The sequence below is a fragment of the Flavobacterium sp. SH_e genome (assembly GCF_025717045.1).
Lineage (GTDB): Bacteria > Bacteroidota > Bacteroidia > Flavobacteriales > Flavobacteriaceae > Flavobacterium.
Window position 1 is genome coordinate 828,980 of sequence record NZ_JAOVZN010000006.1, and the last position, 23,373, is coordinate 852,352.

19 protein-coding genes are annotated in these 23,373 nt (G+C 33.4%); 9 read left to right on the forward strand and 10 right to left on the reverse strand.

From position 1 onward, the window contains the following. The first annotated feature begins 77 nt into the window (after positions 1 to 77). On the forward strand, positions 78 to 2,453 hold the full coding sequence (gene pbpC / locus OD917_RS14470) for a penicillin-binding protein 1C (protein WP_263524157.1): 2,376 nt from the start codon (positions 78 to 80) through the stop codon (positions 2,451 to 2,453). Positions 2,454 to 2,602: 149 nt separating this feature from the next. Here the strand turns inward: pbpC and OD917_RS14475 are convergent, their stop codons facing one another. Together OD917_RS14475 and OD917_RS14480 are read right to left on the reverse strand one after the other, a co-directional pair. Then, entirely contained in the window at positions 2,603 to 4,147 is a 1,545-nt protein-coding gene (locus OD917_RS14475; RefSeq protein WP_035645529.1) for a ribonuclease E/G, read from the reverse strand. 385 nt (positions 4,148 to 4,532) lie between these two features. After that, positions 4,533 to 4,823: an HU family DNA-binding protein gene (locus tag OD917_RS14480; RefSeq protein ID WP_007805026.1), complete on the reverse strand. Its 291-nt coding sequence runs from the start codon at positions 4,821 to 4,823 to the stop codon at positions 4,533 to 4,535. Between the two features lie 140 nt (positions 4,824 to 4,963). Between OD917_RS14480 and mutY the strand changes: the two genes are divergently transcribed. The 4 genes from mutY to gldD are packed head-to-tail and all read left to right on the forward strand — an operon-like array spanning position 4,964 to position 8,370. Then, on the forward strand, positions 4,964 to 6,010 hold the full coding sequence (gene mutY, locus OD917_RS14485; RefSeq protein WP_263524158.1) for an A/G-specific adenine glycosylase: 1,047 nt from the start codon (positions 4,964 to 4,966) through the stop codon (positions 6,008 to 6,010). 36 nt (positions 6,011 to 6,046) lie between these two features. Then, entirely contained in the window at positions 6,047 to 6,487 is a 441-nt protein-coding gene (locus tag OD917_RS14490) for a single-stranded DNA-binding protein (protein WP_111288178.1), read from the forward strand. Positions 6,488 to 6,512: 25 nt separating this feature from the next. After that, complete coding sequence (locus OD917_RS14495) at positions 6,513 to 7,808, forward strand: gliding motility-associated protein GldE (protein ID WP_263524159.1); 1,296 nt, start codon at positions 6,513 to 6,515, stop codon at positions 7,806 to 7,808. 1 nt (position 7,809) lies between these two features. Further along, positions 7,810 to 8,370 carry a gliding motility lipoprotein GldD gene (gldD, locus tag OD917_RS14500; protein ID WP_066032864.1) on the forward strand — a complete coding sequence of 187 codons (561 nt, stop codon included), beginning with the start codon at positions 7,810 to 7,812 and terminating at the stop codon, positions 8,368 to 8,370. A gap of 47 nt (positions 8,371 to 8,417) precedes the next feature. On the opposite strand, the gene OD917_RS14505 is transcribed toward gldD, so the two are convergent. Further along, a complete protein-coding gene (locus OD917_RS14505) occupies positions 8,418 to 8,795 on the reverse strand; it encodes a heavy-metal-associated domain-containing protein (RefSeq protein ID WP_263524160.1) in 378 nt (125 codons plus the stop codon). Positions 8,796 to 8,897: 102 nt separating this feature from the next. On the opposite strand from OD917_RS14505, the gene OD917_RS14510 reads away from it, so the two are divergent. Then, on the forward strand, positions 8,898 to 9,764 hold the full coding sequence (locus OD917_RS14510) for a DMT family transporter (RefSeq protein ID WP_263524161.1): 867 nt from the start codon (positions 8,898 to 8,900) through the stop codon (positions 9,762 to 9,764). A gap of 282 nt (positions 9,765 to 10,046) precedes the next feature. Here the strand turns inward: OD917_RS14510 and OD917_RS14515 are convergent, their stop codons facing one another. Beyond that, a complete protein-coding gene (locus tag OD917_RS14515) occupies positions 10,047 to 12,095 on the reverse strand; it encodes a M16 family metallopeptidase (protein ID WP_263524162.1) in 2,049 nt (682 codons plus the stop codon). Between the two features lie 12 nt (positions 12,096 to 12,107). Continuing rightward, positions 12,108 to 13,430 carry a M16 family metallopeptidase gene (locus OD917_RS14520; protein WP_263524163.1) on the reverse strand — a complete coding sequence of 441 codons (1,323 nt, stop codon included), beginning with the start codon at positions 13,428 to 13,430 and terminating at the stop codon, positions 12,108 to 12,110. A 273-nt stretch (positions 13,431 to 13,703) separates the two neighbouring features. Here OD917_RS14520 and rplU point away from each other — a divergent pair, with 273 nt between their 5' ends. Further along, the gene (rplU, locus tag OD917_RS14525; RefSeq protein WP_115888224.1) at positions 13,704 to 14,141 is read left to right on the forward strand and encodes a 50S ribosomal protein L21; all 438 of its coding nucleotides are present in this window, start codon (positions 13,704 to 13,706) and stop codon (positions 14,139 to 14,141) included. A gap of 24 nt (positions 14,142 to 14,165) precedes the next feature. Continuing rightward, the gene (gene rpmA, locus OD917_RS14530) at positions 14,166 to 14,426 is read left to right on the forward strand and encodes a 50S ribosomal protein L27 (protein WP_012023622.1); all 261 of its coding nucleotides are present in this window, start codon (positions 14,166 to 14,168) and stop codon (positions 14,424 to 14,426) included. A 329-nt stretch (positions 14,427 to 14,755) separates the two neighbouring features. On the opposite strand, the gene OD917_RS14535 is transcribed toward rpmA, so the two are convergent. Further along, entirely contained in the window at positions 14,756 to 17,518 is a 2,763-nt protein-coding gene (locus OD917_RS14535; protein ID WP_263524164.1) for an AsmA-like C-terminal region-containing protein, read from the reverse strand. 48 nt (positions 17,519 to 17,566) lie between these two features. Beyond that, positions 17,567 to 18,148 (reverse strand): tRNA-(ms[2]io[6]A)-hydroxylase, encoded by a 582-nt coding sequence (locus OD917_RS14540; RefSeq protein ID WP_263524165.1) that lies wholly within the window; start codon positions 18,146 to 18,148, stop codon positions 17,567 to 17,569. Positions 18,149 to 18,261: 113 nt separating this feature from the next. On the opposite strand from OD917_RS14540, the gene OD917_RS14545 reads away from it, so the two are divergent. Further along, positions 18,262 to 19,506 carry a glycosyltransferase gene (locus tag OD917_RS14545; protein WP_263524166.1) on the forward strand — a complete coding sequence of 415 codons (1,245 nt, stop codon included), beginning with the start codon at positions 18,262 to 18,264 and terminating at the stop codon, positions 19,504 to 19,506. On the opposite strand, the gene OD917_RS14550 is transcribed toward OD917_RS14545, so the two are convergent. The 3 genes from OD917_RS14550 to OD917_RS14560 form a co-directional block, all read right to left on the reverse strand. Then, positions 19,503 to 20,381, reverse strand: coding sequence for a helix-turn-helix domain-containing protein (locus tag OD917_RS14550; RefSeq protein ID WP_263524167.1), 879 nt, complete (start codon positions 20,379 to 20,381; stop codon positions 19,503 to 19,505). The genes OD917_RS14545 and OD917_RS14550 overlap by 4 nt on opposite strands. Before the next feature lie 96 nt (positions 20,382 to 20,477). Continuing rightward, a complete protein-coding gene (locus OD917_RS14555; protein WP_263524168.1) occupies positions 20,478 to 21,008 on the reverse strand; it encodes a carboxymuconolactone decarboxylase family protein in 531 nt (176 codons plus the stop codon). Positions 21,009 to 21,476: 468 nt separating this feature from the next. After that, the gene (locus tag OD917_RS14560; RefSeq protein ID WP_263524169.1) at positions 21,477 to 23,324 is read right to left on the reverse strand and encodes a hydrolase/aminopeptidase; all 1,848 of its coding nucleotides are present in this window, start codon (positions 23,322 to 23,324) and stop codon (positions 21,477 to 21,479) included. Between the last annotated feature and the right edge of the window lie 49 nt (positions 23,325 to 23,373).

A 23,373-nucleotide genomic window follows, 5' to 3' on the forward strand; every position in this document is an offset into this window, starting at 1 on the left:
TTTTTTCTTTTAGGAAAGGATAAAGAATACCTAACAGGTTTTGGAAACCTGTTAGGATACAAAACAACAACATAATTTTGAAAAATAAATTAAAAGCGTTTCTTCAACGCATTATAGAATGGATAAAAAGAAACAAAATAAAATCAGCAATTGCATTTCTGCTCTTGCTGATTTACTATTTTTCGATACCTCGAACTTTATTCAAAGAACCCTATTCCACAGTTATTGAAAGCAAAGAAGGAGAACTTCTTGGAGCTAAAATTGCTACTGATGGACAATGGCGTTTTCCTGCGCAAGATAGCGTTCCAGATAAATTCAAGAAGTGCATTGTGTATTTTGAAGATGAGTATTTCTACAAACATCCTGGTTTCAATCCTGGTGCGATGATTAATGCTTTTAAGCAGAATAGAAAAGTAGGAAAAGTAGTTCGAGGAGGAAGTACTTTAACACAACAAGTTATTCGATTATCCCGAAAAGGAAAAAACAGAACCTATTTTGAGAAAATAATCGAAATAATTCTCGCAACAAGATTAGAATTAGGATATTCTAAAAATGAAATTCTCGAAATGTATGCTGCGCACGCACCATTTGGAGGTAACGTTGTGGGATTAGAAATGGCTTCGTGGCGTTATTTTGGGGTGCAGTCCAATCAATTATCTTGGGCCGAAAATGCAGTTTTGGCTGTTTTACCGAATGCACCTAGTTTGATTTATCCGGGGAAAAACCAAATAAAACTATTAAACAAACGTAATCGACTTTTGTTAAAATTACATCAAGAAGGCATAATAGACAAACAGACGTATGAACTTTCTATAGAAGAGCCATTGCCTCAAAAACCTTATGATCTGCCTCAAATTGCACCACATTTATTGCAAAGAGTGGCAAAAAATGAAGAAGGAACAAGAGTAAAAACCACGATTGATAATGCCTTACAGAATAGAATAAATCAAATCGCTAGATATTATTACAATCAATACAAACAGAATGAAGTGTATAATCTGGCCATTTTGGTTATTGATGTTCAGAGTAGAAATGTAATGAGTTACGTTGGAAATTCTCCAGCAGATGCAGATCATCAAAAAGATGTTGATATTATTGATGCTCCAAGAAGTACAGGAAGTATTTTGAAACCACTTTTGTATAGTGCAATGCTTGATGATGGTGAATTGTTACCAAATACTTTAATTGCCGATATTCCAACGCAGATTTCTGGATATACTCCTCAGAATTTTAATCTAACTTTTGACGGTGCTGTTCCAGCGCATAGAGCCTTATCGCGATCGTTAAATATTCCAGCGGTTTTAATGCTTCAGGAATTTACAGTCAATAAATTTTATGAAGAATTGCAAAAATTCAAATTGAAGAATATAAATAAAACTCCTGACCATTATGGTTTATCACTTATTTTAGGTGGTGCAGAAAGTAATTTATGGGATTTATGCCGAACGTATGCCAATTTATCTTCAACGTTAAATTATTATACTAAAAATAAAAGTCAATACAGAACAAATGAATTTACAGAGCTGAATTACAAAAATGATTTTAAGCCCGATTTTGGCTCAGAAACCAATCAAAAGAATATTCTGGGCGCTGGATCAATTTGGTTAACGTATAACGCAATGGAAGAGGTTAATAGGCCCGAAGGAGATGAAGCTTGGAAGTTCTATGACAGTTCATTAAAAATCGCATGGAAAACCGGAACCAGTTTCGGAAATCGTGATGCTTGGGCAATTGGAACCAATTCAAGATATGTTGTCGGAATTTGGGTTGGAAATGCAACAGGAGAAGGAAGACCAACTTTAACAGGAGTTGCCAGCGCAGCACCAATTTTATTTGACGTTTTTAATTTATTGCCGAGACAAAGATGGTTTGATACTCCGTACAATGATTTAGCCGAAGTTGAAGTTTGTCGTTTAAGCGGTTATTTGGCAAAAGACAATTGTCCTAAAATTAAACAATGGGTTACTAAAAAAGGTAAATCGACTAAAGTTTGCCCGTATCATAAAACCATTCATTTAGACAAAGCAGAACAATTTCAGGTTAATAGCAGTTGCGAAAGCGTAGATAATATTGTGACAAAAAATTGGTTTGTTTTACCCCCTGTAATGGCATGGTATTATAAAAGTCAGCATATTGAATATTTGCCGTTACCGCCGTTTAAAGAAGGTTGCGAAGGAATACAAGCCACAACAATGGATTTTATTTACCCAAAAGCAAACAGTAAAATCTACTTAACTAAGGATTTTAACAGCAATGTTCAACCTGTAATTTTAAAAGTAGCTTATTCTGAAAGGGATAAAGAATTGTTTTGGTATGTTGATAATGTGTATAAAGCAACAACAAAAACCTTTCATGAATTACCAATTACACCTACAACAGGCATACATTATATTACAGTTGTAGATGCCTCAGGAAATGAAATTAGACGTAAAATAGAGATTATTAGGGAATAAATTTCAAACTTTTTGTCAGGCTGAACGAAGTCGAAGCCCACGAGTGTCAATTGGAGTGCTCTTCGACTTCGCTCAGGGTGACAATCGAAACTTCTTTAGATATAATGCATAAAAAAACCGCCAATCTTTCGAAAGGCGGTTTTTGTTTTTTATTCTGAAATAACATTTCCTTTTTTATCATAGAAATGGTATTCTAAGTACGTGTAAGCGTCACGAGGTATGATTTTCACCCATTTCTTATGTTCAAAAAACCATTTTGAACGTAATGATGGAAAACCTTTGCTGAGGTATGCAGCCACAAACGGGTGTGTGTTTAGCACAACTTTATTGTGGGTTTTTAAAAGTCTTTCTAAATCAGAAGTGATCTTGTCAATTATTAGTATTGGCGCTTCAATTTCGCCATTAACTTTATTTGGATCTTCCTCTCTGGTTTTAATATTAACTTCTGGTCTTACGCGCTGTCTTGTAATCTGAACAAGTCCAAATTTACTTGGCGGTAATATTTTATGCTTTGCTTTATCGTCGCTCATTTCTTCTCGCAAGAAGTCGAACAAAACTTTCCTATTTTCTGGATTAGACATATCGATAAAATCAACTACGATTATTCCACCCATATCTCGAAGACGTAATTGTCTTGCGATTTCTGCTGCGGCAATCATATTTACTTCCATGGCTGTATCTTCTTGGTTGGTCGCCTTGTTAGAACGGTTTCCGCTGTTTACGTCTATAACGTGAAGAGCTTCGGTATGTTCTATGATAAGATAGGCACCTTTACTCATGGAAACAGTTCTGCCAAAAGAAGTTTTGATTTGTCTCTCTATATTATATTTCTCAAAAATCGGAGTATCATTTGATTGATAAAACTTGACAATTGATTGTTTCGAAGGTGCAATTTCTTGCAGATATTCCTTCGTTTGATGGTACAACTCTTCATCATCTATTTGAATACCGCTGAAGGTATCATTGAATACATCTCTTAATATTGAAGAAGCTCTATTAAGCTCTCCTAATACTTTTGATGGATGATGAGCAGTTGGTAATTTTTTACACATTGCAGACCATCTGCCAAGCAGGTTCTGCAAATCTTTTTCTAATTCGGCTACGTTTTTGCCTTCGGCTACTGTACGAACAATAACACCAAATCCTTTAGGTTTGATCGATAGAACAAGTTTTTTTAGACGATCCTTTTCTTTTTTGTCTTCTATTTTTTGAGAAATAGAAACACGATCAGAAAAAGGAACTAGAACGATAAATCTTCCAGCAAGAGAAAGCTCAGCACTTATTCTTGGACCTTTGGTCGATATAGGTTCTTTAACTACTTGAACTAAGACAGATTGATTGGCACTTAAAATATCAGTAATGATGCCATCTTTGTCAATCTCTTTTTCAAACTGAAAGGTTTTTAGGGAGAAATCTTTTATTTTACCTGCGCTTACAAGTTTTATGAATTTCAGCTGAGAAGCTAGATTTGGACCCAAATCGTGATAATGTAAAAAGGCGTCTTTTTCAAAGCCTACATTCACAAAAGCAGCATTAAGTCCAGCAACTGGTTTTCTGATTTTGGCAATAAAAATATCGCCAACCTGAAAGTTGCTTTTTTCTTCTTCTTTGTGTAATTCAATTAGTTTTCCATCTTTTAATAAGGCAAAATCTACGGCTTCAGAACTAGATCTAATGATTAATTCTTTATTCACACTGTAAATTTTTATCTGTTTTTTCAGAAAATAGAAATTAGAAATAAGAGATATAGATTTAAAAGAAAATCTAAAATCTGAAATCTAAAATCTAAAATCTTATCTACAGATGGATTAAACAATATTTTTAACAGGTATTAACCCGGAGAAAACTAGCTGGCAGTTTGCAGTTCTAAGTAATCAGTGGACTGAACACTAAAAACTGATGACTGAATACTAATTTTCAATTTCAATGAACGTTTAAAAAGAAAAAAGTAGTTTAAAACTACTTTTTCTTTTTGTGGCGGTTAGCTCTCGCTCTTTTCTTACGTTTGTGAGTAGCTACCTTATGTCTCTTTCTTTTTTTACCACTTGGCATATCGTGTCAGATTTATGTTAATTAATATTATTTTGCTTCGTTGTTTGTTTTAACTCCTTCTACAAAAACTTTTGCAGGTTTAAACGCAGGAATGTTGTGTGCTGGAATTTTAATAGTAGTGTTTTTAGAAATGTTTCTTCCAGTTTTTTCAGCTCTAGTTTTAACGATAAAACTACCAAAACCTCTAAGGTATACATTGTCTCCAGTTTCTAAAGAAGTCTTAACTTCTTCCATAAAAGTTTCTACTGTTGCTTGAACGTCTCCTTTTTCAAGACCTAGTTTCTCTGAAATCTTCGCTACGATATCTGCTTTCGTCATTTTCTTTCCTATTTTATTTTATAAATGGTGTACTATTTTTTTGAGTTTGCAAATATAGGAATTAAAAAAATAATTAATCAAGCTAATTCGTTAAATTTTAATTACATAAACATTTACTTTTGCAATCTAAGTATTTTGCAATGGATTTTCATAACATATTGATAAAATGGTATTTACAGAACAAGCGTGACTTACCGTGGCGAAAAACGGTCAATCCGTACCAAATTTGGCTCTCAGAAATTATGCTTCAGCAGACTCGAGTTGCACAAGGAATGCCATATTTTTTTTCATTTACTAAAGAATTTCCTACAGTAAAAGATTTGGCAGATGCTCCTGAAGAGAAGGTTTTGAAACTTTGGCAGGGTTTGGGATATTATTCACGCGCCCGAAATCTTCATAAAACGGCTCAATATATAAGTAACGATTTAAATGGTGTTTTTCCTGATTCTTATAAAGAACTTTTAAAACTAAAAGGTGTTGGCGAATACACAGCGGCAGCAATTGCGTCTTTTTCGTATAATGAATCAGTTCCTGTGGTAGACGGAAATGTGTTTCGGGTATTGTCTCGTTATTTTGATATTGAATCGGATATTGGGCTTCCTGCGACAAAAAAAGAGTTTGCTGCATTGGCACAAGAATTAATGCCTAAAGACAATCCTGCAATTTTTAATCAGGCTATTATGGAATTTGGGGCGTTGCAATGCGTTCCTAAAAGCCCCAATTGTTCTAATTGTGACTTTAATAGCAGTTGTTTAGCATTGCAAAAAGGAAAGGTCAATCAGCTTCCTGTGAAATCTAAAAAAGTAAAAATAACCAATCGTTATTTTAATTATCTTATTTTGGAAGATGTTGAAGGAAATACTCTAATTCGAAAAAGAAGCGAAAAGGGAATTTGGCATAATTTATATGAATTTCCACTTTTAGAAACGCAATCAATTGTAGATTTTGATGTAGTTTCGAAAAAAGCAAATGAAGAAATTTTTCCCTCCTATACTATTATAGGTATAGAAGATTGTGCCGAATGCACTGTTGTGCACAAACTTTCACATCAGCATCTGCATATACAATTTTGGAAAATTAAAGTGAAAGAGAAAATTGAAAATGGAGTAGATACTGAAAAATTAAAAACTTTTCCATTTCCAATTGTGATTTATAATTTTATAGAAAAGCAGGAAATAAATTGCTAAAAAAATGTATCTTTGGGAGAAATACTACCAAAAACTATGAACGGAACATTAAATAAAGTGATGCTTATTGGCCATTTGGGCGATGATGTGAAGATGCATTATTTTGATGGAGGGAACTGCATCGGACGTTTTCAGCTGGCAACCAACGAAGTGTATATCAATAAAACGACCAATGAAAAAATTACTTCTACAGAATGGCATAATTTGGTTGTGCGTAATAAAGCCGCAGAAATTTGTGAAAAATATCTTTCTAAAGGAGATAAAATTTATGTAGAAGGAAGAATCAAATCGCGCCAGTGGCAGGCAGAAGATGGAACGACAAAATATACTACCGAAATTCAGGTTACTGAATTTACTTTTTTAACTACCAAAAAAGAAACTGCGCATACGAGACAAAATCAGGATACAGAGTCAGCAAAAAACACTAACTTTGATGCTGCTAATGAAGGGCTTCCGATTAATGATCTGCCTTTCTAAAGATGTTTAACTAATTTTATACAATTTGGACCCAGAGCCCAGTTTACTTTTTTCTACCAATCTTGACGCTAATTTAATTATTGGTTTCGTCGGAATATTTATTTTGTTATTTCTTTCAGCAATCGTTTCTGGTGCTGAAGTTGCTCTTTTTTCTTTATCACAGCAGGATATCGACAATTCTTTAAACGATAATCCCGCAAAAGGGAAAATTATTTCAAATTTATTAGATAAGCCTAAAAAGCTTTTAGCAACTTTATTGGTTGCAAATAATTTCTTTAATATAGGAGTAGTAATTCTATTTGCTTATATAGGGCAGAATATTTTTGCAAATGTAGGTTCGCCTGCTTTTAAATTTACACTCGAAGTAATTCTGGTTACTTTTCTCATTTTATTATTTGGCGAAGTGCTTCCTAAGATTTATGCAAGCAGAAATAGCGTTCGATTTGCCAAACATGTCGCTTATCCGCTAGCATTTTTAGATAAAGTACTTACTCCGATCAGTTTGCCAATGCGTGCCGTTACCATATATTTTCAAAACAAATTAGGAAAGCAAAAAAGTAATTTTTCGGTTAATCAACTTTCTCAGGCATTGGAGCTTACAGATTCGGAAGGGACTTCGACCGAAGAACAAAAAATTCTAGAAGGAATTGTATCTTTTGGAAATACCGATACAAAGCAGGTAATGAGTCCGAGAATTGATATTTTTGCATTGGAAATATCAGAGACATTCGCAGAAATTTATCCTAAGATAATTGAAACAGGATTTTCAAGAATTCCGATTTACCGCGATAATATTGACCAGATTGAAGGCGTGCTTTTTGTAAAAGATTTATTGCCTCATATTGACAAAGAAGAATTTGACTGGACTTCTTTGATTAGAGAAGCGTTCTTTGTTCCAGAGAATAAAAAACTAGATAATCTATTGAAGGATTTTCAGAGTTTAAAAAGCCACCTTGCAATCGTCGTTGATGAATATGGCGGAACTTCTGGATTGGTTTCTTTAGAAGATGTTATCGAGGAAATTGTAGGGGATATTAGTGATGAATTTGATGATGAAAATCTGAACTTCTCGCAAATTGATGAAAATAATTTTCTTTTTGAAGGAAAAATAAATCTGAAAGATTTCTACAGAATTGTAGATGTTGACGAAGATGTTTTTGAAGTCCATAAAGGAGAAGCCGAAACATTGGCGGGATTTATTCTGGAAATTTTGGGTAATTTTCCGAAAAAAGATCAAAAAGTGCCTTTTGAAAACTGTATTTTCACTGTAGAAACAGTAGACAAAAAACGTGTAAAACAAATAAAAGTAACCATAAATTAAAATGCTTAATAAAATACTTTCAATAACAGCAATTTTGCTTGCGCTAACGGTTATAAGCTGTAAAAATGATGTTCTGCCAAAACCAGCTAGTTTCCTGCGATTAGATTATCCAGAAGCAAAATATGTGAATTTTGAAAACACTTGTCCGTTCACTTTTCAAATGAATGAGGATGCGATTATAAAAGGCGAAAAAGAATGCGGTTTCGCCATTACCTATCCAAAGATGAAAGCGACCATTTATTTGACGTACAAGCCAGTAAACGGCAATATTGATAAATTACTACGTGACGCTCAAAAACTCACTTATGAGCACGTTATTAAGGCCGATGATATTCTGGAACAGCCGTATTTAAATCCGCAGAAAAAGGTTTATGGAATGTTTTATCAAGTAGACGGAAACGCAGCGACAAATTCTCAGTTTTACGTTACTGATAGCACAAAACACTTTTTAATTGGTTCGATGTACTTTTATGCAAAACCAAACTTTGACTCAATTATGCCAGCGGCGAGTTATGTTAAAAATGATATGCAGCGTTTGATGGAAACATTAAAATGGAAATAAAAAAAGGCGTTCAAATTTGAACGCCTTTTTAGTTTTATATTTCGAATTTAAGACTTAAAATTCGAAACTTTATATGTTTTTCCGTCGCCAGTTTCTTGGACTACTTTTGTTAGAGATTCTGAGTTTTGGATTGTTTTATCAAAGCTTACTGTTGCCGTTTTTTTATCAAAATCAACCGTTGCTTTGTCAACTCCGTCAAGGTTTGCTAATTCTTCTTCGATAGTTTTTGCGCAACCAACAGCGCAAGTCATACCGTCAATCGTAAAACTTGCAGTCTGAAGGTTTTCAGTAGCGATTGGTTTGTGTTCTTTTGGAGCACTTTTTTCTGCATTTACAACTTCAAGACTTTTGTCTTCTGCTTTTTTACAGCCAACAAATGCTAAACTAGCGATTGTTGCGGCGATTAAGATTTTTGAAATTTTCATTATATATAAATTTAAAAATTGCGAATTAAATTCTTGCAAAATTAATAAAAAGAGAATGCTTAGTTCGTAAAATAATTACAAATTTGCATTAAAATACAATTTATGGAAACAAAACAGCTAAAGTGGGTTTACTTAACTATTCTCTCTCTTATTTGGGGAAGTTCTTTTATTTTAATAAAAAAGGGATTAATTGGTTTGACAGCTATTCAAGTAGGTTCTTTTCGAATTATTTTTGCTGCGCTTTTTCTGTTGATTTTTGGTTTTAATAGTTTGAAAAAAATTTCCAAACGCCAATGGAAATATGTTGCAATAACTTCGCTTTTTGGGACTTTTATGCCAGCGTATCTTTTTGCCATTGCCGAAACTCAGGTAAATAGTTCGATTGTGGCGATTTTAAATTCGCTAACGCCTTTAAATACTTTAGTTTTAGGAATTGTAGCTTTTGGAATTCAGTTTCAAAAACGACAAGTTTTAGGTGTTTTTGTTGGACTTGTAGGCTGTTTGCTTTTGGTTTTAAGCGGAGATTCTTCTAACGGAACGCAGAATTATCTGTATGTTTTGTTGGTTGTAATTGCAACGCTTAGTTATGCAATCAATGTGAATTTGATTAAGAAATATTTGCATGATTTAAATTCGGTTAGTATTACAACAGGAAATTTTGCAGTTTTATTTTTACCAGCGTTAATTATCTTAAGTACAACCGATATTACCCAAAAAATACATTTTGTAGAAACACAGCATTCGATACTTTTTGTGGTTATTCTAGGAGTTTTAGGAACTGGAATTGCTAATATTCTTTTCTTTAAACTGATTCAGATGTCATCGCCAGTATTTGCAACGTCAGTAACGTATTTAATTCCGATTGTTGCTTTTTTTTGGGGATTATTAGATAATGAATTTCTGACGCCAATTCAATCTGTCGGGGCGTTTATTATTTTGATAGGCGTTTATTTGTCGGCGAAAAAGTGATTTTAATTGTGAAATGTTGCTTGTAAGAGGTAAAAATGTAATTTGATACATTTGTCACCCTGAGAGGAGTCGAAGGGATGCGCCAATTGGAACGGGGCTTCGACTTCGCTCAGCCTGACAAAAAAAACTTTTAAAAAGTTTTGGATCTTTGAGCAGACAAACAATTGCGAATAAAAAAAGCTTTGTCAAAGTTTTAAACTTTGACAAAGCTCTCAAGAATTTTATTTTTAAAGACTCAAACAAAGACCTTTGTCTCTTTGCGCCTTTGCAACTTTGCGCCTTTTACAGAAAATCTTTCTCAGTAACTCCTTCATTTATTTTGACATCAGACATTTTAATGTCCAATTCGAAACCAACATTTTGAACTAAATTAAAAGGGACTTTTACACCTTTTACTTCTTTATAGTCATTAAAATTAGTGATTTGTTCTACTGATTTTCCGCCTTGTTCTCGAACTTTAGATTCGGCAGTTTTTAAGCCTGATTTCACGTCGTAGAAATATTTGGTTTTACCGTCTTTAATTACGTAAGCATCATTTCCGTTTATAGGTTCAATTCCTTCTACTTTTAAGTCGGTTCTTTTTACAAGCTGTAATTCTTCAAAAGGAGCTGCGTTTGCTTTCATTTCGGCAAGATCTTCTCCTTCAAGATTTTTTCTTTGTCCTTGCTGTTCAACGTAAGCGCCTTTTTCGTTAACTACTTGTTTCATTAAATTCATGGTTCCCATAGAAAGTGAAACCATCATTTTTCCTTTCGAATCTAATTTTGAAGTAAACGTCAATGGAGTAGGAGCTTGAGGAATAGTTGTAGAACCATTCATATAAAGCGTTTTTACTGCTGTAACGGCTTTTTCTCCTCCAATTGCTTTAATGTAATTTTCGAAAACTGTTTTAGCAGTAATATCTTTTGGTGCTTCTTTTTTAGTTGAAGGTTTTTCAACAGGATTTCCGTATTTATCAAAATATGAAATCGGAATTTGTAATTTTTCTAAACTTGAAATTACATCAGTTCCTTTTCCAACAATTACAATACGCATATTGTCCAATAAGAAATACTTGTTAGCTACACGATAAATATCATCAGCAGTAACATTATTAATGGTTTGAATGTATTTTTCGTAGAAATCAGCAGGAAGTTTCTCTGTTTCGATGTTTAAAGCATAACGTGCAACAGCTTGTGGTTTTTCAACCTGCATTACAAATCTCCCAATATATCCTGCTTTTACATTTCTTAAAACTTCAGGATCAACTCTTTCTGTACGAATTCGTTTAATTTCTTTTACAAACTGAACCACCGCACTGTCTGTGACTGTATTTCTTACGGCAGAAGATGCTTTAAATTTGGTTACATATTTTCCGCTTCCAATGCTTGAATTCGCGCCATAAGTCCAAGCATGCTGTTCGCGCAGATTCATATTCAAGTAACTGTTGAAATCGCCTCCTAAAATTTGATTTGCAATAACCGCAGGAAAGAAATCTGGATCGCTCATTCTTAAATTAACAGTATTGACTAATGAGATTTCAGACTGAACTGCATTTGGAACATCTACAAAATCAATTTGTAAATTAGAAACATTTACCGGATCCGGGTAATTGCTTTTTGGTGCGGCTTGTTTTTTCCATCCGCTAAATAATTTCTCTACAGCAGTTTTTGTCTCTTTAAATTTAATATCTCCAATAACAACTAAATAAGCATTTTCTGGAACGAAATAAGTGTTGTAATTGTTTTGAACATCTGCAAGCGTAACATTTTTTACAGTTTCTTCAGAAAGATATTCGCCATTAGGATGATTTTTTCCAAAAGCTAAAACATCAACAACTCGGTTAGAAATAGCAGGAACGCTTTTTTCATCGGCTTTAAGCCCTTCTAAAAGTTTTGCTTTTTCTTTATCAAATTCAGTTTGAGTGAAATTTGGCTGTAAAGCACCTTCTGCCAAAAGTTCTAAAACACGACCAGAATATTTAGTCAAAGCACTTGCGTATGCACCTTGAGAAGTAAAGTTGATATTAGCTCCGTAGAAATCAATTTCTTCGTTAAAGGCTTCTTTAGTCGTTTTTTTAGTTCCGTTTCCAATTAAGCTGCTGGTTAACTCGTCAATACCTTTTTTGTTACCTTCAGTAAACGGCGCATTGTCTAAAGTAAGCGTAAAACTCACTCTAGGCAATTTGTGGTTTTCAACAACTAAAACCTTCATTCCGTTTGATAAAACGAAAGTCTGCGGTTTTTTGATGTTGACTACTGGGGCATTTCCTGGTTTGGGTTGTGGACGATCTTGTGCTTGCATAATTCCAGTTAGGAAAATAAGGATTAAAAAAGTATATATGTTTTTCATGATTCGATATTCTTAGTTTTGAGATTTAGCGGTAGGAATATAATCTAAAATTAAACGCTGATTTGGGTTTAAATACTTCTTGGCAACTTCTCTAATTTCTTCTCTTGTAATAGAATGGTAAATGTCAATTTCGGTATTAATTAAATTCACATCGCCATAAAGAAGATAATATGAAGCTAGATTTTCTGCAATTCCTTCTACACTTGCATTTGCATTCACGTAATTATTATCGAATTTGTTTTGTAATTTTTCATAATCTTTTTCAGAAATAAGATCAGTTTGGATTTTTACAATCTCTTCATCCATTTCTTTTAAGATGTCTGCTGTTGTGTTTGGAGCCATTGGCAAACCATACAGAATGTACATTCCGTAATCTTCCTGACTAAATCCTACTGCGCCAATTTGCAACGCCATTTTTTTGTCATCAACTATTTTTTTGTAAAGTTTAGAGCTTTTTCCGTCACTTAAATAAGAAGAAATTAAATCTAAAACTCTTGCATCTCTTGTTTTCATTGAAGGTGTTCTGTAAGAAGCCACAATCATTGGAATTTGAATGTTTGGATCCTCGTATGTTGCTTTAATTGGCTGTGTAATTGGATCTTCTACATAAGTTTGTTTCTTAACTTCTTCGCCTCGTGGAATCGGTCCAAAATATTTCTGAATCCATTCTTTTGTTTTAGCTTTATCAAAATCTCCTGCAACAACCAAAACAGCATTGTTAGGAGTGTAGAATTTTTTATTAAAAGCTTGGAATTCCTCAAGAGTTGCAGCATCCAAATCTTTCATAGAACCAATAGTAGTCCATCTGTAAGGATGGTTTTTGAACATGTTCTTTTTAACCTCTGGAAGAATATTTCCGTATGGCTGATTATCATAACGCATTCTCTTTTCTTCTTTTACCACTTCATTTTGAGTATCAACACCAATTTTATTGATAATAGGATGCATTAATCTCTCAGATTCCATCCATAAACCAAGCTCTAAACTATTAGAAGGAAAAACTTCATAATAATAAGTTCGGTCATCAGATGTATTTGCGTTGTTAACTCCACCATTTGCAGTAACGATTTTCATCCATTCGCCACGTTTAATGTTTTGCGTTCCTTCAAATAATAAATGCTCAAAAAAGTGTGCAAATCCAGTTCTGTCTGGACGCTCGTCTTTAGATCCTACATGATACATTACAGAAGTGATAACAACTGGAGCAGAAGAATCATTGTGTAAAATGACGTGTAGGCCATTATCTAAATTGTATTCTTCAAAAGCTACTTTTTGAGCATGAGCCACTCCGCCGAGCATTAATGCAGCACTTAACATCATTATTGATTTTTTCATAAAGATTAATAATTTTATATACCAAACAAGAGTAGGTAAACAAGAATTGATTTTAGTTACATCAAAAATAGTTTTTTTTAGTTAGGAATTGCAGATTTGTTTTTAAATAACTGCTATTTTAACAATCTTTTACTTTAAATTAATTCCGTTTCTTGCGTGGAACTGCTTGAAAAACAAGGTTTTTTTGTGCAAAAATATTTTTGCTTCCATAGGTTGCATAGTAAATTATTAGTTGTATATTTGCAACCTTAAAATTCAATAAATCAATTTGATATGTATGCAATCGTAGAGATAGCAGGGCAACAATTTAAAGTAAGCAAAGACTTAAAGGTTTATGTTCACCGTTTAGCTAACGAAGAAGGTTCAAAAGTTTCTTTTGACAAAGTTCTTTTATTAGATGACAACGGAAATGTAACTTTAGGCGCCCCAGCTATAGAAGGTGCTTCAGTAGAAGCTAAAGTGTTACAACACTTAAAAGGTGATAAAGTTATCGTTTTCAAAAAGAAAAGAAGAAAAGGATACAAAAAAAGAAATGGTCACAGACAATATCTTACACAAATTGTAATTGAAGGTATTACTGCAGCAGGAGGAACTAAAAAAGCAGCAGCTAAAAAAGCGGTTGTAGCAGAAGAAGTGGCTACTGAAGAAGTAGAAGCTCCAAAAGCTAAAAAAGCAGCTCCAAAAGCTAAAAAAGAAGCTACTAAAGAATAATAACAATATTTAAACTCATACGTCATGGCTCACAAGAAAGGTGTCGGTAGTTCGAAGAATGGTAGAGAATCAGAATCAAAACGTCTAGGCGTTAAGATTTATGGTGGACAAGCTGCTATTGCTGGGAACATCATCGTTAGACAAAGAGGTTCAAAACACAATCCAGGTGAAAATGTTTACATTAGTAAAGATCACACACTACACGCAAGAGTAGCTGGAGTTGTTAAGTTCCAAAAGAAAAGAGATAACAAATCTTATGTATCTATTATCCCTTTCGAGGCTTAATAATCTAAGATTACTTTTTATAAAAAACCCGTTCAGAAATGAACGGGTTTTTTGTTTTTGTTAGTTTTAAAGTAAGCTGCTATTGTCATTTAGAAGTAAGGAGAAATTGCACTAATATTTTGACATTGGTCTTTGCGAGGAATGAAGCAACCTCACTCGCTAAATCAAATTAGTGATCTTTTGTTAGTACGATTGTTCCTTGGAATGACTAAAGATTGTGAAAACTGAATCGCAAAAAAAAACCTTTGTCAAAGTTTAAAACTTTGACAAAGGTTGATATGTTGAGATCTAGTTTAGAATTTGGAATTTCTAAAATTTGGAATTAAATTTTAATCTTCAGTATCCTTAGTTTCTTCTAAATCTTCTGTTTTTCTTCCTACTTTTACTTTCGGATTATCCTGAGTTCCTGTAACTGTAAGCGGAATTCCGAAAATACCCAAAGGTGGCAATCCTAAACGCATTTTTAAATTCATTTTTCCGTCCAAGCTTGTTGTTCCCTCAATTCTTGGTCTAAAGCCTGCAAACTTAAATTTAAAGCGTTCTACAGTCATGATATTGTTCTTAATAGTAGTTTTGATATCAACTTTAGAAACGTCTGGGTTTTTCATGCTTTCAGAATTGGTCTGTTTGCTTACAGCATTAAACATTTTTAAACCGCGAACTTTTACATCTTTTACAGAAAGAGTTCCGCCTCCAACAAGTGAAGGGTAAACAGGTTCCATGTTTCCGTTCAAGCGACCTTTTAATTGATAATCCAAAGAAACGATTCCTTGTGCTTTTTCTGCGGCGCTTGCCATTTTTCTGAACACTTCGATCTCGTTATATGCACGTTTAATATCAAAATCTGTTGCTTTTATAGCATAATCAAAATTAGCTTTTTGTGGTGTCACAGCTTGATAATTAGCATTCATAGAAACATTGCAGCCAATTAAATTGAAGCCAGTATTCTGCATTGTTAATTTACCCTTTTTCATAGCTAAATTTCCAGTTGCATTTTCCAGATTCAATTTGTCAAAATTCACTTTTTGCGCATTTGCCAATAATTGTAAATCTAAATTGCTTGGAATTATAATAACGCCTGTCTGTGTGTTTTCTGATTGTTTTACTTCTGTTTTCGAAGTAGAACTCTGTGTTACAGATGTATTTGGATCTACGGTTGACATAAATTCATCAACATTAATATATCGCGAAGTAACTTTAAAAGAACCTCTTAAAACGCCTGTATTTGTTGTGACGTAATTGAACACATTTCGCAGATAGCCATTCATTTTAAAATCAGACTGCCCATAAGCGGCCAAGAAATTATTGAACGACATTTTGTCCTGATTAATTTTGAAAATACCTTCTTTAATGATGAATTTTTTCGGAAGATATTCAGAAGCAATTCCAATATTTCTCAATTCAAGAGTTCCTTTATTATTTAGTTTGCTGTAATTTCCTTTTTCAGCATCGCTTTGTTTTCCTTTTAAAGACAGATCTGCTTTTATAAAGCCATCTAAATCAAGACCTTTTTGAGAGAAAACTTTATAGATTTTATTAACGTCTAGTTCTCCTTTTGCTTTTACATCATAATTTAAATCGTCAAAATTGCTTAAATCAGCTTGTACAAAAACAGGTTTTCCTTCAAAGGTAAATTGTGTTGGTTTTAAACTTACTTTTAAATCTTCGAATGTTCCTTTTTGGTTTTGAATTTTCGATTTAATCGTAATGTTAGTAATTGGATTTGGGTAATATTGTGTTTTTAAATATCCATTTTCTAAATTAACGGTACCATTTGTAACAGGAAAACGCTTGTTTTTCTGGTCAAATATTCCGTTTGCTTTTAAATCTCCTGCCAAAGCTCCTTTTAATTCGATATCAGGAATTCCGAGCGCTTTGGTTAATTTTTCAAGATCGATTTTCGCTTTAAAATCAGCATTAATATCTGGTGTATTTATTCCTTTAATGAAGAACTTCGATTTTAAATAATCCTGATTAATGTTTAAAGACAGGTTTTTAGCATCAATAATAACTAAATCTGGATTTAGAGAAGGAACTGTTGTTTTTATATCTAAATTCAGATTAGAAACAGGAAATGCACTTTTGTTATAATTCACAAATCCGTCAGTTATTTTTACATCCAGATTCAAGTCTGGCGCAATATTTTGTGACGTAATATATTTTCCTTTCAAAGTAAAAAGAAGGTCGGTTTTTCCTTTTAATTCAGTTTGAGAAAGCCAAGTAATATATTTTGGTGGAAATGCGGTAAATACATCATATAGGTCGCTATTGTCAGATTTAATAACAAAATCCATGTTGTAACCATCTTTCAAAATATCAAACTTTCCTTTAAAATCGACTAAAAGCTGATTGATTTTAAGGTTGTTTTGCTGGAAAAAGAATGATAGCGAGTTAATGTTTACTTTAGTAATTAAGTCAGCATCAACCTTTTTATTCATTAAATAAGGTTCGTCTTCGTAAACAATATTGAGTTTTTCGATTTTAGCTTTTGAGTATAAATCAAAAACGGCTTTATTTAAATCTCCTTTTCCTAAATAATTAAATCCAAAAGCGTCAAAATGAACTTTTGTTGATTTATCATCGTAAATAATTTTACTATTTAAAATCTCAATTCGTTCTAATTTTAAAGCAGTATCAGAGCTGTCATTTGATTTAGCCGCTTGTTTTTGCGATTTGTAAATGTTGTAATTTGCTTCTCCTTCTGGATTCACTTTTACATTTATGAAAGAATCTGATAAATAAATCTGATCAATTTTTACTGATTTACTGAAAATCAAACTCGCGACATTTATTCCGAAAGAAACCTCTTTAGCAGTGATGAACTTCTCGTTTTTGTATGGAGCTGAACCGTTTAGACTTAAATCGTCTAAGGTCAAAGTAAGCGACGGGAAATGACGGAAAAACGAAACCGAAACGTCAGAATAATTCAATTCTGCACTCAATCTTTCATTGGCTGTTTTCTTGATTTGTTCTTTAATTTGATCTTCAAAGATGATAGGTGTTAAAAATAATAACCCTATAATAACCGCGAAAGTTATTCCGAAATACTTCGCAATTTTAAATACGATTGATCTGGATTTACTTTTCTGCATAGTGAATGGTGGATTTAGATATAAAAATAGAGAAAAAAAGAACGTAATTTACCCGTGAACGGTTTCTTTTTTACCATAATTGGTAATTATAGAAGCTTCATAATCAATCCATTCCTTCCAACGCTTGTCGATGTCAATGTTGTCTTGGTACTTTCTGGCAAATCCTAAAAATGTAGTATAATGACCAGCTTCAGAAATCATTAAATCACGGTAGAATTTTGCTAATTCTTCGTCTTTAATATTTTCTGAAAGCACTTTAAAACGCTCACAGCTTCTTGCTTCGATCATTGCAGAAAACAATAATCTGTCGCAAAGAGCGTCTCTGCGACTGCCGTCTTTTTTCATAAATTTAAAAAGTTCATTTACGTAATGATCTTTTCTTTCGCGACCTAAAGTAAGTCCACGTTTTTTAATTACATCATGAACCATTTGCAAATGCTCCAATTCTTCTCGAGCGATTACAAGCATGTCGGTTACTAATTCCTCTAATTCAGAATTATACGTCACGATGCTAATAGCATTTGAAGCTGCTTTTTGTTCACACCATGCGTGATCAGTTAAAATTTCTTCGATATTCGATTCAACAATATTTACCCAACGAGGGTCTGTTGCTAATTTTAATCCCAACATAATTTTCCAGAATTTAGTTTTGCAAAATTAGTGTTTTTTTATGACCAAAAATCCATAAATATCGAGGGATTAAGCGGAAAAAATCATTATTTTGTATGTTCAAAAAAAATACAATGAATCAGATTAAAAAACTTTTAATTATTGGGTTTGTCTGGCCAGAACCAAATTCTTCTGCGGCTGGTGGAAGAATGATGCAATTAATTTCGATTTTTGCCGCAAACGGATTCGAAATTACTTTTGCTAGTGCCGCTCAAGACAGTGATTTTATGGTTGATTTGCCTGAATTTGGAGTTACAAAAAAAAGCATCGAACTTAATTCTTCTAGTTTTGATGATTTTGTTTTAGAATTGAATCCTGACGTTGTTTTGTTTGACCGTTTTATGATTGAAGAACAGTTTGGATGGCGTGTAATTGAAAAATGCCCAAACGCAATTAGAGTTTTGGATACAGAAGATTTGCATTGTTTGAGAACGGCCAGGCAAAGAGCTTTTAAAGAAAACCGGGCTTTTGAAATAGAAGATTTATTATCTGAAGAAGTTGCGAAAAGAGAAATTGCCAGTATTTTAAGATGTGATTTGTCACTGATTATTTCTGATTTTGAGATGAATATCTTAAAAGACGTTTTCAGAGTTAATGAAGATCTACTTTTTTATCTTCCGTTTTTGGTTGATGAAATGAAAGAAGAAGAACTTCTAAAATTACCTTCTTTTGAGGAAAGACAGCATTTTGTTTTTATCGGAAATTTTCTTCATGAACCAAATTGGAATACCGTTCAATATTTAAAAGAAGCGATTTGGCCTTCTATAAAAAAAGATTTTCCAGAAGCTATTTTAGAAGTTTATGGTGCATATCCTTCGCAAAAAGTATTGCAATTGCATCAGCCTAAAAATGGATTTTATATTATGGGAAGGGCAGAAGATGCAAATGAAATTGTGAAAAGAGCGAGAATCGTTCTAGGGCCAATTCGTTTTGGAGCTGGTTTAAAAGGAAAGTTATTAGAAGCAATGCAATGTGGAACACCAAGCGTAACAACTTCAATAGGTTCTGAAGCAATGCATGAAAATTTACCTTGGAATGGTTTTATTGAAGATAATCCAAAAGAGTTTGCCAAGAAAGCAATTGCGCTTTATCAAGACGAAAATCTTTGGAAAGAATCTCAAAAAAATGGAATTGCAATTATTAATAAATGTTATCAAAAAAAAAATTATTCAGATAAATTGATTTCATTGGTAAATTCACTTTTAGCTGATTCTGAAAATCATCGATTACATAATTTTATGGGAAATCTGCTTCAGCATCATTCATACAAAAGCACAATGTACATGTCAAAATGGATTGAAGCGAAGAATAAAAATTAGTTTGACATTTTTCCAAATCCCACAGTTTCGCGATAAATTTGAGGCGAAACATCAGCATTAGTTTTAAAGAAACGGCTAAAATAATGTTCGTCGTCATATCCTAATTCGTACGCAATTTCTTTTACCGTTTTGTTTGTTAAATAAAGCTCTCTTTTGGCTTCAATAATGATTCTTTCCGAGATTAAATCAGTTAAGGTTTTGTTGAAATAATTCTTAGATATTTTGGCTAATGCTTTTGGTGAAATATTCAATAAATCAGCATAATTTCCTGCAGAATGTTTGGTTTTGAAATTCAGTTCAATCGCATCTTTTAAGTTTTGAAGAATAATAGGTTCTTTTGAATCTGGAACCGATTTCATTTCTTCCAATTGATCTGTTTTTAATCTTGAAGCCGTAATTAAAAAGATTTTTAAGTACGAAATAAGCAATTCATATTGTGCCAATTCTGCATTTTGAATTTCAGCTTTCATTTGTTCAATTACCATCTTGAAAGTCTGTGAAGCTTGTTCGGTAACCTGAACATATGGTGGCTGATAAATATTATTGAATAAAACGCCATTGCACGAAACCTCTTTTTGATGCATATGAATGCAATAAAAATCAGGATGAAAATGAATCGCGATTCCTTCAATTGGCTTATTTACACAAAGCATAAAAGGCTGATACGGAGAAAAGGCGAGAAGTGAGTTTTCTTCAAATTGATGTTCTGCAAAATCAGCTTTTACTTTGCCTTTTCCTTTTGTTACCCAAATTAAAGAGTAATAATTATTGCGCTGTAAATGATCAAAATGAATATTGTCCTCAAACGAAAGGATTTTGAAAGCCAAATTACCAGTTTGCGGATTTATCAAAGTGGAAATATTTTGAGAACTCATAAAGTGCTGTTTTTGAAAAAATAAAGATAGCCATGAAATAAATCCGAAGCTATCTTTATAAATTGTTTTTTGTTATAGTAAAAGAGTGTTTTTTGATTAAACCGCTGGAAAATCAATCTCAGTATTTGCTACATTGTTAAAGTAGTTTGTTAAAACGTTTAAAGCTACGTGACCAATAGTTTCTGCAATTTCAGCATCAGAAACGCCTGCATTTTTAGCTTTGTTTACATCTTCGTCGTTTACTAAACCAGCTTTGCTGATTAATGTTTTAGCCAATTGTAAAATCGCTTCTGTTTTTGCGTCATCAGAATTTCCTGTTCTTGCTGCTTTTAAAACTGCTGGATCTGCTTTAACTAATTTTTCTCCAATAAAAGTGTGTGCTGCCAAACAGTAATCACAAGAATTGCTCTCAGAAACTGTCAAAGCAATTAATTCACCAGTTTTCGCACTTAATTTTCCGTGGCTCAAAGCACCGCTTAAATTCAAATATCCTTCAAGAACTGCAGGAGAATTTCCCATTGTTCTCATCATGTTTGGTACAACGCCTAATTTTGCCTGAACTGCGTTGAATAAATCTTTAGTTTTTCCTGTTACTTCTTCTGGGTTTAAAGCTGTTAATCGTGCCATCTTATTTAATTTTTAAAGTTGTTATTTGTTGTTGTCTTTTGACATTACAAAGTTGCAACGATTGCAGATTTTAGAACATGGAGAATGTACGCTATGTGATGGATAATTTTCCCTGATGTTTTTTTAGGAGCTATTTCCCGCTATCCGTTCCAATCTTTTGTGCCGAACCCCGGCACAAAAGGATTTCCACTTCTATCGGGGCTAGGGCACTCGTTTTTATAAGATTGTTTTTCGTATAGTTTGTCATTTCGAGGAACGAGAAATCGCACTAGAAATTCTGCAAACAATTCACGCAATCTTGTCATTTCGACGAAGGAGAAATCTTCGCAAGTAACTCCGTAACGAAAATCCAATCTTTGTCGAGCTTCTCGTGAAGATTTCTCCTTCGTCGAAATGACAAACAAGGCGTAAAAAAAAGAGTCTGTTCCTAAGGAACAGACTCTTTTAAACTTATATTCTTGAAAAAGCCTATTTCAAAACCCCTTCAACAGCTTGAATCGTTGTAGCATGATAACCAGATTTTGCTTTATCAAAAATCTGCTTCGCCCAAACTTTTCCTTCTGGAGTTTTAACCATTTCTTTATAAAGCATCATTACAGATCCCGTTCTGCTGATTCCAATTAAAAACTGCTCAATTGCAGGATCTGCCACTTTATATTGATGACGAATTGCCTGAACAAACCATTGACGCTTGATAATGAAGTTTCCGCCTTTTGTAAAGTTAAATTCTTTATCTATCGCTTCCATTTCTTTCGCTGTAATATCAGCTGGCAAATGATCAATAAAATGCTGTTTTTCAGCAGTAGTAATAATTTTTTTGCTTAAACCTACAACGCCAGTTTCTCTCCAGCTTTTTTGAATCGCATCAATGGCATCAAATTCCGCTGAACTAACCGGAAGAATGTTTGATGGAATTCCAGGTTTGTAAATCCAGTTGTCTAATTGGATTTTGTCTGCTAAAGCTTTATCGCCTTTAATTAAATTCTCATTCAAATATTTAACGAAATCTTCTGTTGTGATTGATTTAAAAGCATGCGAATCGAAATAATTCTTAATAAACGGATCGAACTTATCGCGTCCAACCGCATTTTCAATTACTCTTAAAAAGGCATATCCTTTCACATAAGGAATTTGGCTGATTCCGTCGTCAGGATTTCTTCCAGTCAAACTAACTTTTAATCTTGTGTCTGGATTTGTATCGCCATATTCTGCAACATTATCAGTTAATTCTTTGTTTGTGATAACGTTTTGCATTTCAAATTCTTTTTTGCCAAAGATTGCTTCTCCAATTCTGTGTTCAACATAAGTGGTAAAGCCTTCATTTAACCAAATATCATCCCAAGTTGCATTGGTAACTAAGTTTCCACTCCAACTGTGGCCTAATTCGTGTGCCAATAAACTAGTTAAAGAACGATCTCCAGCAATTACGCCTGGAGTTAAGAAAGTTAGGTTTGGGTTTTCCATTCCTCCGTAAGGAAAACTTGGAGGTAAAACCAAAACATCATAACGTCCCCAACGGTATGGGCCGTATAATTTTTCGGCAGCATTTACCATTTTGCCTAATTCAGCAAATTCATAAGCTGATCTTTTCAGCATTGATGGTTCTGCATAAACTCCAGTTCTGTTATCAATTGCTTGAAATTCAATATCTCCAACTGCAATTGCCATTAAATAAGAAGGAATCGCTTTGTCTTGCTTAAAAGTATAAACCCCAGTATCATTTTTCTTTTGTGGGTTTACAGCGCTCATAACTGCTAATAAATCTTTAGGAACCGTAACTTTTGCATTATAAGTAAAACGAATTCCAGGAGAATCTTGACAAGGAATCCAAGTGCGAGACCAAACGCTTTCTCCTTGAGAGAACAAGAAAGGTTTCTTTTTGTCTGCTGTTTGTTCTGGTTTTAGCCATTGTAAAGCAACAGCATCTTTGGTTGTGCTGTAGTAAATGTTTACCTTAGTTGTGTTTGGTTCAATTGTTATATGAAGCGGTTTTCCGTGAAATTCCGTGTCTTTCCCAAGTTCAAAAATGGTTTCTTTTTCGTCATCACCTAAAGTTACTTTTGTAATATTTAAAGTGTTTTCGTCGAAAATAATTTCATTTCCTTTACTGATATTGTCAATTAACCAAGAAGCCTTTCCTGAAATAGTCTGTGTGTCAAAATCAACTTTAATATCAAGGTCAAGATGTTTTGCAACAGCAAGTTCTGGTTTGGAATAACTGTGTTCGTCTGTAACGGCTGCTGTTTTTTCTGTTTGCTCTTTTTTCTGACAGGCAATTGCGGTAAGAAATAAAGCGACAAGAATTAGTTTCTTCATTTTATGTGGTTTTGAATTTGAGGATGAAAATTAAACAAAAAATCCCGCT